At 40.7% G+C, this 14,891-nt stretch carries 11 protein-coding genes; 1 reads left to right on the top strand and 10 read right to left on the bottom strand.

Going from position 1 to position 14,891, the window contains the following annotated elements:
- The first annotated feature begins 194 nt into the window (after window positions 1-194).
- Entirely contained in the window at window positions 195-2,540 is a 2,346-nt protein-coding gene (locus NHN17_RS16105) for a TOTE conflict system archaeo-eukaryotic primase domain-containing protein (RefSeq protein ID WP_255043630.1), read from the top strand.
- A gap of 169 nt (window positions 2,541-2,709) precedes the next feature.
- On the opposite strand, the gene NHN17_RS16110 is transcribed toward NHN17_RS16105, so the two are convergent.
- The 10 genes from NHN17_RS16110 to NHN17_RS16155 all read right to left on the bottom strand — a co-directional run bounded on the left by NHN17_RS16110 (window position 2,710) and on the right by NHN17_RS16155 (window position 14,756).
- A complete protein-coding gene (locus tag NHN17_RS16110; protein WP_255043631.1) occupies window positions 2,710-3,240 on the bottom strand; it encodes a 3'-5' exonuclease in 531 nt (176 codons plus the stop codon).
- Window positions 3,241-3,384: 144 nt separating this feature from the next.
- A complete protein-coding gene (locus NHN17_RS16115) occupies window positions 3,385-3,891 on the bottom strand; it encodes a type I-F CRISPR-associated protein Cas7f/Csy3 (RefSeq protein WP_255043632.1) in 507 nt (168 codons plus the stop codon).
- Between the two features lie 10 nt (window positions 3,892-3,901).
- Window positions 3,902-5,968, bottom strand: coding sequence for a type I-F CRISPR-associated protein Csy2 (locus NHN17_RS16120; protein ID WP_255043633.1), 2,067 nt, complete (start codon window positions 5,966-5,968; stop codon window positions 3,902-3,904).
- 4 nt (window positions 5,969-5,972) lie between these two features.
- The gene (locus tag NHN17_RS16125) at window positions 5,973-7,190 is read right to left on the bottom strand and encodes a TniQ family protein (RefSeq protein ID WP_255043634.1); all 1,218 of its coding nucleotides are present in this window, start codon (window positions 7,188-7,190) and stop codon (window positions 5,973-5,975) included.
- Between the two features lie 925 nt (window positions 7,191-8,115).
- Window positions 8,116-10,071: an LTA synthase family protein gene (locus NHN17_RS16130; protein WP_255043636.1), complete on the bottom strand. Its 1,956-nt coding sequence runs from the start codon at window positions 10,069-10,071 to the stop codon at window positions 8,116-8,118.
- Window positions 10,072-10,102: 31 nt separating this feature from the next.
- On the bottom strand, window positions 10,103-10,474 hold the full coding sequence (locus NHN17_RS16135; RefSeq protein WP_064602824.1) for a diacylglycerol kinase: 372 nt from the start codon (window positions 10,472-10,474) through the stop codon (window positions 10,103-10,105).
- Between the two features lie 447 nt (window positions 10,475-10,921).
- On the bottom strand, window positions 10,922-11,233 hold the full coding sequence (locus NHN17_RS16140) for a helix-turn-helix domain-containing protein (protein WP_255043638.1): 312 nt from the start codon (window positions 11,231-11,233) through the stop codon (window positions 10,922-10,924).
- 70 nt (window positions 11,234-11,303) lie between these two features.
- Window positions 11,304-12,320 carry a TniB family NTP-binding protein gene (locus NHN17_RS16145; protein WP_255043639.1) on the bottom strand — a complete coding sequence of 339 codons (1,017 nt, stop codon included), beginning with the start codon at window positions 12,318-12,320 and terminating at the stop codon, window positions 11,304-11,306.
- A complete protein-coding gene (locus NHN17_RS16150; protein ID WP_255043640.1) occupies window positions 12,320-14,197 on the bottom strand; it encodes a TnsB C-terminal domain-containing protein in 1,878 nt (625 codons plus the stop codon). Before NHN17_RS16150 ends, NHN17_RS16145 begins: the two co-directional genes overlap by 1 nt.
- A 1-nt stretch (window position 14,198) precedes the next feature.
- Window positions 14,199-14,756, bottom strand: a complete 558-nt coding sequence (locus NHN17_RS16155; RefSeq protein WP_255043642.1) for a TnsA endonuclease N-terminal domain-containing protein — start codon at window positions 14,754-14,756, stop codon at window positions 14,199-14,201.
- Window positions 14,757-14,891: the final 135 nt, after the last annotated feature.

Consider the following 14,891-nt stretch of genomic DNA (forward strand, 5'->3'; position numbering starts at 1 on the left):
TCATTGTGTCACCTGTTAGCTTTCTGAGGTGATGATATCACCTCTAATCAGGTGGCCAAATTCACCGTACCACTACACACCCTACAGCATTGATTATTAATAAAAAAGCAGCTTAAGCCTTGTACTAGCCTATATTTAATTTGTAATGTCTTTATTATCGTCTCCGCTGGGGAGTCCTTTCTTAGGTTGGTTACATGGATGAACTAATTACTATAAATCAAGAGATTGCAGCCCTAAAAGCAAAACTAGCACGATTAGAGGAGAAGAAGCTTACCCTCCTGAATGCTAAAGATGCCGAACAACCTACATTCAACAACCAGATGTCTCCTGAGAAAAAAGTGGAGCTCTTTCAGCACTACTTTCGCGGCAACCACAACTGTTACGCAACTCGCTGGCAAAACAAGCAAGGCCGTTCAGGCTACTCAATAGCGTGTAACAACGAGTGGCAACCAGACCTATGTAATAAACCTAAAGTAAAATGCCTTGAGTGCCCTAATCAAGCCTTTAAACCATTAGATACTCAAGCCATATATGACCACCTTTCGGGTAATTCCATTATTGGCATTTATCCCATGGATAGTGATAGTCATTGTTGGTTCTTAGCGATTGATTTTGACAAGTCAGATTGGAAAGAAGCTGCACTCGCTTACGCAGAAGCATGTCGAGTCAATGAAATTGACTATTTGCTCGAACGTTCTCGCTCAGGGAATGGAGCACACATATGGATTTTCTTTGAAGATAAAGTGCATGCAGCAAGTGCAAGAAAACTCGGATTTAAGCTACTTGATCAAGCCATGCAGATTCATGGCAACTTGTCCTTTGAGTCATATGATCGATTGTTTCCAAACCAAGATACTCTGCCAATAGCAGGCATAGGCAACTTAATAGCCCTTCCCTTACAAAAAGCCGCTAGAAAAGACAGTAACTCAGAGTTCATAGACGCAACTTTCACGCCTTATCAAGATCAGTGGCAAGTGTTAGGTTCAACGAAAAAAATCAGTACAGAAGCAATGGTAAAGTTAATAGCTTCTGATGAAGTAGCCCAACAAGGTGAATCCGGGTCAGCTTCACAGCCTTGGGACCGTAATTTACCTTCACCCATAGCAGTGATCTCCGGGTGTCCTGAGAGTATCAACATCGTTCTAGCTAATAAGGTTTACATACCTATGGAGCGATTACCAAATGCTCTCATTGCTAAATTAAAGAAACTTGCTTCATTTTCAAACCCTAAGTTTTTCAAAGCTCAGGGACTAAGGCTATCGACAAACGGTATATCAAGATATATCTCGTTAGCTGAAGTAGACAGCGGCTACCTTGCTCTACCAAGGGGATGCATTGATGATGCCTTCGAATTACTTGAGCAAACTGGCATACGTATCAACTTAGAAGATAAAAGACGAGTTGGGACAAGGTTAAGAAACATCAAGTTCAATGGTGAACTCAGAAATGATCAGAAGAAAGCCATAGAAGCAATCTCGAAGTTTGATATTGGTGTACTGCATGCCCCTACTGCATTTGGTAAGACCGTCACCGCTATAGGATTGGTATGTAGAAGAAAAATAAACACACTGATCTTGGTTCACAACAAACAACTGGTCGAGCAATGGCAAGAAAGGCTCAAAGCTTTCATGACTGGATCAGAAGTCGGTACTTTGAGCGGGACTAAGAAAAAACCAACAAAACTTGTCGATGTTGCTACCTACCAAAGTCTGTTAAATCGGGGGGATAACACGGTTAACCCTGTTTTGCATGAATACGGCCAGATTATTATTGATGAGTGCCATCACCTTTCTGCTCCACAATATGAAAGGTTACTAAGTGAGGTTCACTCAAAATACATACTAGGCATAAGTGCCACATTGGAACGAAGAGATGGACATCAACCTATTATTTTCATGCAAGCTGGTAAGGTCAGACACACGATAAAACCGGACAGCTCAGCAAAATTCATACAATCGCTTCAAAAGAAAGAAGTCATACTTGAGGCTCCTTTAAAGCTAACAACTCAAGACCCTCGACCGCATATTGCTGATGTTTACAGGTGGCTCATTGAAAGTGAAGCAAGAAATCATCTAATCATTAACGATATCATTGCAGAAATTCGATCAAATCGAGTACCTATTGTGCTTACTGAGCGCCGAGAGCATGCAAAAGCTCTTGGTCAATTACTCACTAATAACAACATACAAAATGAAGTACTAGTCGGTGCAATGAATAAGCGCGACAGGGATGAGGTTAATAGAAAATTGGCAACAACTCAGGTGTTGGTCGCAACTGGCCGATTTATAGGAGAAGGCTTTGACCTACCTCGTCTTGATACGTTAGTCCTAGCTTTGCCTATGTCTTGGAAAGGTGCCCTCGTTCAGTATGTTGGCCGGATACAAAGAGAGTTCGATGGTAAAGATGAAATCCGAGTCATCGATTATGTGGATGTAAACATCCCAATGCTTGTTAAGATGTATGCCAAGCGAAGCCGTGGTTATAAAGCATTAGGGTTTGATGAAAATACGAGTATGCAAAGTCACCTCTTCACATCATGACCCTATCTACTATTTACGCAGCTATATTAATTTTCATAATTTGTGAATATAAAACAAAAACATACAACGAATTTCCCCACCGAACTAAGATTGGCCTTCCAGGTAGTATATGCGTGTTAAAGATAACATGATTTATCGATAGACAGGGTGATAAATTATTATTAGCTCTTCAAGTACACTGTTTAATATCGCCAGCATTGAGCTTTAGCAGTAGCCGTCTAGTTATCTCACAGTCAGATACTGCTCTATGTGCTGTCAGATCATTAATTTCAATATTCTGTTGATGGGCCGCATTAGTTAGTTTCTGCCAAGCATAATTACCTCTAAAAGCGTTCCATTCGTTGTATTCTTTGGCATAACGTAGCATCACACATTCAGCGGTATATTTAGGTTCACTCAATCCATACCGCCTAATAGTTTGATTAATTATTCGAACATCAAATTGAGCATTATAAATATGGACAATTGCGTTATCGAGTAGAGAGCAGACTTGATTATGCACTTCTGGCCAAATAGGTGAAGTAGCCACATCGGCATTAGTTATACCGTGAATACCAGTTGCTTCTGATGGGATTGATGATTGCGGCTTAATCAAGCTATCAAATATAACGTTACCGCTCATATCTATAATACCAATCTCGACTATCTCAGCACTACCATCAAGCCCTGTGGTTTCGGTATCCAAAATAAGTATTTTCAATGTGCCACACCGCATATCGAATGAATATGCAATAGTTCACACACGCAAGTTGTCTTGTCAACTTTAAATTGAGTACATACTTAGCTTCGTTAAATGCCCATTATGTTAAATAACAGATTTAACTACCAAAAATAATCATTTGACTCATATGTACAGCCTTATCTCATAACTACTCCCGGTTGATGTAATGACATCAATCTGAGTACCTAATGTTTGATAGTTTCGCCATAGCCAACTTCCCAGTAGGATATTCTTGCAATAACGGCTTGCTAACTCTTGGTATCCTCCCAACTGTGCATACAAAAATGCTAGCTGTGTCAGATAACGCCTCACTTTCTCATCTTCGCAGCATTCAGGCTGTAATGAGTTAGCTTCTACTCTCAAAGAAAACCGGCAATGTATCTCTGGTATATTTGGCGGGACATAGCAAGAATCTATGCATTGAGGGTTACTGTAAGCTAAATCTTGAGGAGCTAAATTTTTGATATTTTGCTTGTTATCGTAAGCTTCTGTATAGCCACTTTTCGCAGCCCTAATCTTGTTGCTTTCGACTTGAATAGGCACAAAGTCTGAATCAGGTGTTTGATAATAAAATACGGCCTTACTCGGAGAAAGAGAGCGTACGTAGCTTAAGTGGCGGCAAATCTTCATACTTCTTGCCTCAAAATGCCTTTTTCATAAGCATAGCTTGATTTGAAATATCAAAGCGCCAAAAGGCTGAGGTGTAGAACTGCTTAGCACCAGCTAACCTCATCTCAATCGGGTTCTTACACTGAACAACGCCTATACAAGGTTCAACAAAACAGTGCTTATGGGCAATACTTCCAACTCGGCTTTGCGGCTCTTCTAGAGGTATATAGCCCAGACCAACAGGCTTTAAATCACCATCTATCTTAAGTCGCTGAACCAGTTCATCGAAAGAGTTTACTCCCTTATCATCAGGGTAGATCCAACAGCCGCTACGGGGTAGACGAGCTAAAGCTGAAAATAATTCACTGGAATTAGTGTAAGCTTGCAACCATTCACTAAGTTCAAACAATGATGGGGGAAGTAATGTTCCTCCTGCAAACCGTGATGGGAAAGCGGCTTGTAGCAACGAAATCTCAGGAATAGGATGAGAGTCGGGTAACTTAAGCTCCAGTACTAAGTCCATGGTTAAGTCAGCGTATTTACCATCTAAAATACCTGGACGCTGTACATCTGATAACTTCTTCTGATACCTCACTTTATCTGGCTCTGGTAGTTTCTTAGAGACCTGTTGATTAAACTGACCAATGTACCAAGCCCCACGTTTAATCTCACACCGGCACTCTAACAGCCCACTCAGTTTCCTTTGGTAGTTGTGCATTAACCCACCTAATGCTGTTATGGAAGGAATACCTGATATATAAGGGTTCGACAACATTGACCCGTCATGGACCACGAGTTGTTTTAAGTGCAAGTACACAGAGTTTGTCTGAGATGAAAATTCATTAACCTCCTGATTTGCAATATAACTAAGTAACCAGTTGAGCTGGTGCTTTATCGGCATAATAAGCTCAGGGTGATACGCATAACGTGTTCCACGCCAATGATACTGCAGTGCTTGGTGAAATCGCGTGTTTAGTGCGTTAAGCACTTCCGGTAGATTTTCAGGAGGAAGATATACTAATTGCTCCTCTACAGGCTCAGTAAATGATTCAGACTCGGTAGATATTTCAAGGCTATCTCGGAAATCCATTGTGGGAGCTATCCACAAAGCAAACTGCTTGCGTACAAAGCGAAGTGCCGATACTCGCAACTGCCGCCTCTGCCTCAATGTTATTGCTGGGTTTTCTCCAACAATTTGGCTAAGAGCATTCAAAAAGCGATCATCTTTTATTGCTGAATTATCAAGAAGCTTGTGGCCACGCATCCCTTCACCTAAGCAAAACCCAGTGGAAGCTCTACTTCGAACATTTGGGGGGTAGTTAAGTACTCTGATATTGCCACCTAGTGATGCAACTAAACTACCGACGCTTGCAGGGTGGCTATGTTCAATTTTTGTGGCTATTACACGGCGACCAAAAACCATTTTCTGCAATTGTGACTGAACACTATTACTTACAACTGGTGTTAGTGCGCAATAATCGCCTTCATATGGAACACGGATTTGTTTGGAATAGTCACTAACCTCTTCCGGAATGAGGTTTAAACTATGGCTTTCAATTAATGTTGCCCTCATATCTATCAGACGATTTATCGAAAGTCCCATCCCCCTAAGAGCTGTTTTCCACTGTGGTTCAGTTTCAATAAAAACATCAAGTAATGATGTTGCTACACCTTCCCAGATAAACTTTGTCGCAAAGAACTTGGCCGGATTAACCTGTGAACTGTTGTGCGACCAACTGAGGCAAACAGGAAGGTTGGCACTACTAAGCACTCCCTCAACCTTCATTGGGCTTTGGGCAATGATTCTTTGTCCTTTTACGCGAGAATCGGGATACTTCAGATTGTGGGTGTGAAACCACTGAACTTCATCGATACAGCGTTGAAAATGCTCGTTGTTTTTATAGAGTTCTTTGGCTAGTTTTTTGTCCAATAAGTCTTCGACATCCTTTCTTGGCACCGTCTGGTTTATAGCAATAACAAGCAACTCAACCTCGCAGCCAGTTACATCGATTAAGTCAGTATAGGAAGCAAGTATTCTTCTTAGTTGCTGATTACGTTCAGCGGTATCTTGAACATCAAGTAAATCTGATAGATGCATAGGCCTACCATGATGGGAGATAGACTTCATTAGTACTGTAGTCTGATGCCATTCCTGAGGCCCGAAGCTCAATAACATGGCGTAAAAAGAATACAGCATCGTTTGGGGATAACTTTGAGTGAAGCTTAAAACGTATTGAGGATTGTAAATAGCCCTCTTCGTAAAGACGGTAAACTTGCTCAGTTGAAGTCGTTAGCAACGCGGCAGTTTCCGGCACGGTTAATTTTAAATCACCAATATTGGCTACCTTCGATTTAGGATTATCATGAACCAGCTCATGAAGAAATTCGATGATAGCTTTGAGAATAAAGTTTTGCCGAAGATCGCTTGAAGGTAGCTTTCGAGCAGAAGACACCAAATCACCAAAGACCTCTGAAAAATCACTATGATTAAAGGCTTTAACCAGCTTCAACTCCGCACCATCAGCAACCTCCTTCAACTCCTTCTCCAGAGAATGCGGCCAACTAGCGAAATACTCAACAGCCCTTGAAAAATCAGGCTCACCACATTCGCTTTCTGCAATCATGCCTTTGTAATTTCGGGTGAACCACAATAAAGCCCCAAGCCAACTAGTAATAGACTGTACATCCAGTTTTTCTCCCTCAGCTACGAGCCTACTCAACGCAATATTGTCCGCAGATGCTTCTCTAGGAGAAGCATCGCGTAAATCAAAACCACATACACAATGGGTTATCTGTTCTGACTTCTGATAGTCAAGTGCTACTTGGCACGAAGGGCAATTGAAAAGTAAGTCGATGCCATGTGAGTGACATGCTTGATAAGGCTGGAATTGCCAGTACTGACGAATATAAGGACTTTCTTGTAAACACTTTGAGCATACGGGTGTATAACCATCTCGAGCAAAGCATAGAGGGACATGGATACCATTTCGAAATACTGAAGATAGATTAGGAGAGAAGGTCACAGCAGATCGTAGCAAAGCTTGTTTCACCAATGGCCTGGCATCACTATCAAATAACGAGTCCAAAAGCTCGAAAGCCCGCATCCTAAAGCCACTAGAATGCTTTGCATGATATAGATTTATCTGACAGAGCTCACGAGGTAATGCTCCAGCAGCTTGATGGTCAGTATCAATTAAGTAATCCCGCATCGCACCACTAAGTAATTGAAATGATTCAAATCCATTGACTTCACAGAGCCGAATCAGAAAGCTCTCTAGTGCTTCATCGGAGTATAGCTTGGCTGGTGTAATTAGAAACATGGACAACCCAAACTAAGGATTACTTAGTTTAGGTTAGCAGACGTTTAGATACTTCGCTAAGAAGGTATTGGACAAAACTGAGTCAGTGATTTGACTAATTTAGGAAGTGATGAATAACAATAGGTAATGCAAAACCACCATGCGTGATATTTAAGTCAATTCAGCTCTACAACATCGTACAAGCTATCTAAATAGAAAGGTGGCTTTTTACTGTTACATCCATTGAACATTAACTGTCGTATCAGCCAAATCTCAATTTTTTAATGCATTCACTAAGTTGGTTTTATTTAACTTCTTTGGTGGTATTTTTTTCTCGTGACATTTTTTCTTTGACTACAAAGCCATGCATTATTGCAAGCAAAAAATTAGTCACAATCCAAACTAACAAGCTCTGAAAAAAAATGTGATGAGACACTTCAGAAAAAAACATCATGGCAATCACAATTAGACCAGCAGCAGGAATCCCCAAGAATAATTTTTTTCATGTTTTATAAAAGTATTGTAACTCATATTTCATTTCAACTTACTAATATCCAGACTTCTTTGGCAATTTATCAGCTGTCAGTATTTCTATTCAAGGAATAGATACTAGTGTATGTCACGCTTCAAAAGTTAAATTTGTCGAAATGATAGGTTAGATATACAAAGATTCATATCTAACCTAACTTCATATCAAGCTCTAGCCAGATACCAGCGTTCTAATCGAGTTTAAGGATCGTAATGTACATCAGGTTCGAAAATGACTCTGCGTACGCCAATGCTCGCAAACAGGAAAGAACGAGCTTCCGTAAGCAAACACTTATCCAACCTTAGTTAAAATTGAAATGGCGGCTTAATTATTTAAAGCCGCCATTATTGATTTCAACGTACAATATAATAACGGGCACTTTGCCCTTAACATCTCTTACGAATAATCTTAATCGGATTAGTAACCCCCTGGTGAATGATAAAAATTATTTTGATAAGCAAGGCTACCCCACTGAGCATTAGCCTTTGCCATTTTTACCATTGCCTCTGGCACCTTACGAGCAAGTAATTCGGTTGTTTCTTCATCGTAATGGAAGCCTTTAGCAGGCTTATCTGGCTGGAAAATGACAACGTCATTATTATTGTCCATCCAGGCAAAGTTCTTATAAAACTGCATCATAGCCCTCAGCTTTGATTCGTCAATGTCCTTGGTCATATCGTGTCCAATCATTGGGTTAACGCTATTAATTCCAATAAGAGACAGTAGCGTAGGAGCAAGATCGATCTGACTCACTAGACGAGGATCCTGTTTTGACGGAATGCCTTCTCCTACAATCACCGCCGGAATATGAAAATGGTCAATGGGAACCAACTGATTTCCGTAAGCGCGAGAATCATGATCAGCAACTACAACAAAAATAGTGTTGTCCCAGTAAGAAGATGATTTTGCCTGCTTAAAAAACTCCCCTAAAGCATAATCTGAATACTTTGCCGCATTTTCCCGTGTTTGCTTTGGTGCATTATATGGCGTGATTCGGCCATCAGGATAATCAAACGGGCTATGGTTTGAAGAGGTAAAGACCAGACTGAAAAAAGGCTGATTATCAGCGTTTAGGTGAGAAAATTGCTCATGGGCCTTTTGGTATAAGTCCTCATCTGATGCTCCCCATGATCCAACAAACGCTGGATCTTTAAAGGTCGGGAAGTCTTGCATATCAACAAAGCCATTACCTAAAAAAAAGCTCTTCATATTATCAAAGTGACTTTCTCCGCCATAAATAAACTGAGTATGATATCCCTTGCTTTTCAATAGGTCAGCAATAGTGAAGAAACCTGTTTGGCTTTTACCGAGCTTAACGACTGAACGGGCAGGTGTCGGCGAGAAGCCAGTAACCACCGCCTCAATTCCTCGGACTGATCGGGTACCCGTTGAATACATACGGGTAAAGTTCCAGCCCTCTGTCATTAATCCATCGAGGTTTGGTGTTAATGGTAAGCCACCCAAAGCACCCACATACCTCGCACCTAGACTTTCTTGCAAAAGAATAACCAGGTTTTTAGGTTTACCTTGATAAGTTGCGGCATGATAAGCCATTGTAGGGGCTGAATCAGAGACAAAGTTCTGACCACCTTTCCCAGTTGCCTCACGCACTAATTCAATGATTTCATTACTGTCCATCTTGCCATAATATTTGAAAGCACTATCTTCTGCCTCCATCTGTTTGGCCGCAAAAGCAAGGGAGTAAGAAGAATTAAGAACAAGATCATTAACTAACGGGTCGGTAGAGAAAGCTACCATCGCCGGATTGAGTGGCCTGTGACCAAATGTAGAACGCGCCCCCATGACTCCAAGTACCACCACAAGGGCAGCAAGCACTGGCCGCCAATACCAACGTGGAAATGTCAGGCCTGTCACCAAATGGCGAGTGAATTTCCATCCCCAATATAACGTTGCCGTGCTAACAAGTGTGCCAATGAACAGTTCAGGCTTGTAGCCGCTCCATAACATCCCAAAAACTTCTTTAGGGTAAATCAGGTACTCAATAAATAGTCGATTAGGACGTACATCATATTCCAGGATAAACGAAGGTGTCGCGAGCTCCATGTACACCAGTAACCATAACCCGAAAACGATCCAAATTCTCAGAATAAATAACCAGCCTTTCCCTAACTTACCATTACTAGCCAGCACGCATGTCAACAGCGAGGGAAGCACCAACAGATAGCTCAAAGTAGAAATATCAACACGCAGGCCGTTAAGCAAAATGGCTGTCCACCCGTCAGCCTCATTAACACGATCGCCATGCCAGACACTTAATCCTATCCTGGATAACATGAGAATAAATAGGCAGACAAAAAGCGTTATAGCTAAAGGGAAAAGGAGCCCCAAACGTTTTTTTACAATATCTATCATTTATTAACTCCTGTCTTATAAAGACTATTTATCACATGGTTAAAATGGAGAACACGACATACCCCCAGGTAGATATCGCCATTAAAAGAGTTAGTAGAACAGCAGCAGATCCCATATCTTTTGCCTGACCTGATAACTCATGTCTTTCATGTCCAATCCGATCGACCACAGCCTCTATGGCCGAATTAAGTAATTCGACAACGATAACCGCGACCAATGAACCTATGAGCAATAACTTCTCCAAGCCGCCAACGGGAAAAGCAAGTGCCATAGGTGTTAATACACAAAAACACACCAATTCCTGTCTGAATGCGGCTTCGGAACGCCAGGCTGCTCGCAAACCAAACCATGAATACCTTGTGGCATAGATAAGCCGAACAAATCCTTTTTGATTAGGTTTCAATCTAAACCTTGCTTTCCTTAGTAGACCAGAATTGAATATTAATCATATTCAGAGTGAATAAAAAATGAAAATTCCTCAATGTTCGTTATTCGTTAGATATTAATCATGAAAAATGACAGTCACGAACTCTTTACTTATTAACAAAATCAACCACTTACAAGCAAAGTTATCCGCGCGATTATTTGTTAGTAATGTACAAATTTTGGTAGGCCACTTCGATTTTGTATGCAGACCTTTGAAGCGAATTCCGACAGAGTAATACATGAGGTAATAAATGATTAGTGCATAGAGCTCAATGCTCATTATGAGTAAAGAGAGCTATATTGATTCTTCGGAAACAATCGGTCTACATTAGTTCAGGTATTAAAAAATCAGGTAAACAGAATATGTATGAGTATTTACTCTATCAAGAAAAGGGGCAAAAGTGTTTTATTACCTAGGATCTTACTAAGACTTTTCCTTCAGTGCCTTAATCTCATCCAAAAGCTCCTGCTTCTTCTGCGCATCGACTTTCCCCAAAGCACATATCAACTCAGCCAACAAATCATCATCACAGTAAAAGTACGCGACCGGCACACCCAGTTCATCAGCGATTCGCTTCATGGTCTGATAATCTGGGGTATGCTTCCCCTTCTCGTACTGATTCATCCTCGCACTCGCTGTATTTGGTTCCATACCCAAGGCCATACCTAATTGTTGCTGAGTGTATCCTGCTGCTTTTCTTGCAGATTTCAGGCGAACAGGAATTGGGTTTGTCATAGCAAGCTCTTAGCAAAATGATGATTTAGCTAAGATTGTCTTAGTATAAACACTTTAAATGTACTAAGGATTACTTAGTTTTTCTAGTTTGACGCAACAATTGCGATAGCGGAAGGAGATCTGTGTACTTAGTAGGGATTACTGCGTCAAATTCGTTATCAGCACCGCTGTCATAATGTGACGTTACGCTGACTTCTTGCCCCTCAATCTGCTCGATAGATTGGTGAAATGGATTTGGTAAGTCAGGAAACATCAAATGATATGTTTTAGCGAGTTGTTGATTTGATAGCGTTGGGAAATTTTGTTCTAAGGCAATTTTTACCGCTTCATTCATAAAGTGCTTGAGGGTTCTAATTTGCCCTTTTGATGTGGCAAACAAGCTTAAAATAGTATGTTTGTCGTCCAGCTTAGGAGGCTCATCAAAAGGCATTCTGATTGCAAGCCCTTTAATGAATCTAATGAACTCTTCTGGCTCTTTGGATAGTGTAAAGTACGATAACCTCCTTCGGATCAATAGTCTCGATGCCCATTGTGGCTCTTTCGCAATCTTCACTGACCAAGGCATTCCAACAAGCACAATAGGGACTGCTGCTTCTTCACTGATATATTTCAATCTAGTTGCTATTTCACTTAAAGCTTTCCCTGATTTAAACTCAACAAGCTCTTGAAATTCGTTAATAATTATCAGTTCGACTTCAGTTGATTTTAAGCATTTGATCAGTGATTCTGTTAAAGCTTGGTCACCGCTTTTACCTTTTCGATATGTTGCAAATGAATGTCCAATATCTTTTAATAACTCAATAATTGTACTATCCAATGTTGGTTTACTTGGGATACGGCTGGAGAGAATTAAGAGTGTATCCAAAGCAGTCTTAAGGTTCACTCGCCGACAGTACTCATGAATAAGAAAAGACTTACCACATCCTGTATCTCCAGTTAGTAACATGCATTGCTGGTCACCACCAAATTTCCGGTTGTATCTCAGTCTATCAAAATCCGCCATGATAGTTGTGGCTATAGGCATTTCGACAAAAGCATCAACAAACTTCTGATAATTAACTTCATTCTCCGGAGACAACAAGGCCATCAGTAAGGATCCAAGTCTGATGTAAAATCATCCCAATCGTCTGAATTGGGCAAAGATTTAGGAGCTGATTTTGTATTAATTAAAGATAGCTCAGGTAAAACTTCAGGTTCGCAATTTGCTTGACTATCGCTGGCAACACCGTTGTGCTTGGCTAGCCGTGCCATCCCTTTTGTCTTCCGCTTGGTTGTTCCTCGGCTCAAGTTGTTTATCTCTTCAGCTTCTTGCTCTATGCGGTCATGGATATACAACCTCACACGAGCTAACGCATCTAAGTCTAACTTGTCACTGATAAAGTCCCGACACAAGCGTTTATTAATATTATGTTGAGTTAAGGATAGCTTCTGGGTATATCCAACAGGGTCGATGCAGGGTACTTTCAAGTATCTCTGTTCTCGCTCCAGGTAAACGTAAATGCTTGATATGTCGTCAGGATCTGTCTTGGTTAGAACTTCAATATCACTTGGGTTCATCCGACGATAGTCAGCTAACTCTTCACTGTCATAACGCAAACTATGAATATGAATACCACCTCGGCGGTGCTTACGGTTTTCTTTCAAGCCTAAAATCACTGAGAGCTTTTCTAATTCATCATGGCTATAAGTGATCGGTGGCATTACAGAAACACCTTCTTGCCATTTTAGATACGGAATTGCTCGCTTCTTAGAGTCTGAGTCATAGTGGTAAACATCAATAATCCATTTATGAAATAGCTCATTGAACGTAGAGAAATGCATAACGGCATCTTTGCGTGAATCATACTCTTCACGCTCTAAAATGTTGGAGAAGGTCTTACCGGGAATAGAGACTAACAACTTACTGCTGATTGTCCGGAATAGCCGCTCGACTAAAGGCTTAAGCCAAGGCTTTCTAACTGGGTTATATTGAATATGTATCCCAACTTCCAAGCAAGATTGTTCGAGGCTCTTACTCCAAAACTCAGCACCATTATCGACAACCAAAGACTCCATCTTTCCTTGGCAATACCATTCATTTTCAATGCTGGGGAAGCGCTCATGGATATACTTTTTAGGCTTTATCGCATTTAATATCCCTTTCATAACTGAGTAATAGCTTGGGTCTTTAAAACCAAGATGAAACCCAACAATACTTTTACTGTATTGATCAATAAGCAAAGTAAGATACGGCCGCCCCAACGGTATATCAAGCTCATCATCAAGTAGAATGAGGTCCAAAGGAGAGTGATCTATTTCAACTTTCTCTAGCACACGGCTTGACGGCAAATGAGCATCAATCTTATTGAATTCAATATCAGCGAGATATTTTCCATGCCTGGCGACAGCGACTTCATAGGCTGGAAGTTTTTTTATTCGATTATAGAAGCCTTTATAAGAGAGAGCTTGAATCTTCTCTCCAACAAGTTGCTGGTTCTCACGACGGATAAGATCAGAATAGTATTCATAAACTGCAGCAATAGAGGGACGCTCAGGTACTAAGTAACGTTCCACAGCACGGTCAAAGAAAACGGTATCATTCTCAACTTTTTGCTTTCGATTTCCCTTTAGATGCACCTTTGGTACTAGAGACGTTATCTTTTTTCCGGATGAAGAGTATAAACTCCACCACTTCGCTACTGTCCTCCACTTGGGAGGTAGAAACTCTATCTCATTGGCAGCCTCAACAAGCAATGGCTCTAAATTATTTTGCGTCCAGCCACCAGCAAGATGCTTTTCTATCCAAGTTAGATATTCATATCGGCGTCGAACTTCAACTTGAACATCATCAAGATATGTCGCTAAATCTCTTTCAAATAATTCTGGCTCAGTTGACTTACGATCAAGATCATTAGTTTTATTATGACTATCTACTTCGCCATGCATCTCATTCCAAAAAGTTTGTTGCGGCTTGTTCATACTCATATCATTTACTCCATATGAGCGAAGAAATGCTAAGTTCTTCATTTACTAAATTAGTCTGCAACACCCCTTGCGATACCAAACTAAACGCCACTTTAATCATCAAACCTAAATCGATGTTCAAATAGCTAGCGGCATCAAATATGCTTATTTTCCCATTTAACTTTACTAGCGACAGTAGCTTGATATGTATATCAGTGAAGTCCTGAAAGCCTGAGTAGCGGTGCAAGATCTTCAAATTATTTAGAACAGGATTAACTCTTATCTGCTTCTCTGTCACAAGCAGTAAAGGAATGCCAATTTGTTGAGCTTTGGCCTGCTTAGCTCTGAACATTTCTAAAAATTCTGGATTCTGAGTCTTTCTAAATGGCTTTACTTCCATCCACTTACGTTCTTTATTTTCAACAATATAGAAATCAGGCGTGTAAGAATGTTCGCGCCCTTCGAAGCGATAGGTAAAGCCTTCAGGTTGAGCAATAAATGAAGATATAGATGCGGAATATTCGAGGTGAAAGCAGGTATCAAACTCAAGGTATGATTCGACTGTTAATACTTGGTTCATCTTTGCACTGACGAACTTAAAAAGATTCTTTACTCGGGAATGTTTTAGCTTACGGCGGTACATATTAAGACCAGCCCGTTTTGTTGTTTAACTACAACAAAAATAGCTTATGCACGCTTATTGTGCCAATTATGC

The sequence above is a fragment of the Photobacterium pectinilyticum genome, assembly GCF_024357955.1.
Lineage (GTDB): Bacteria > Pseudomonadota > Gammaproteobacteria > Enterobacterales > Vibrionaceae > Photobacterium > Photobacterium pectinilyticum.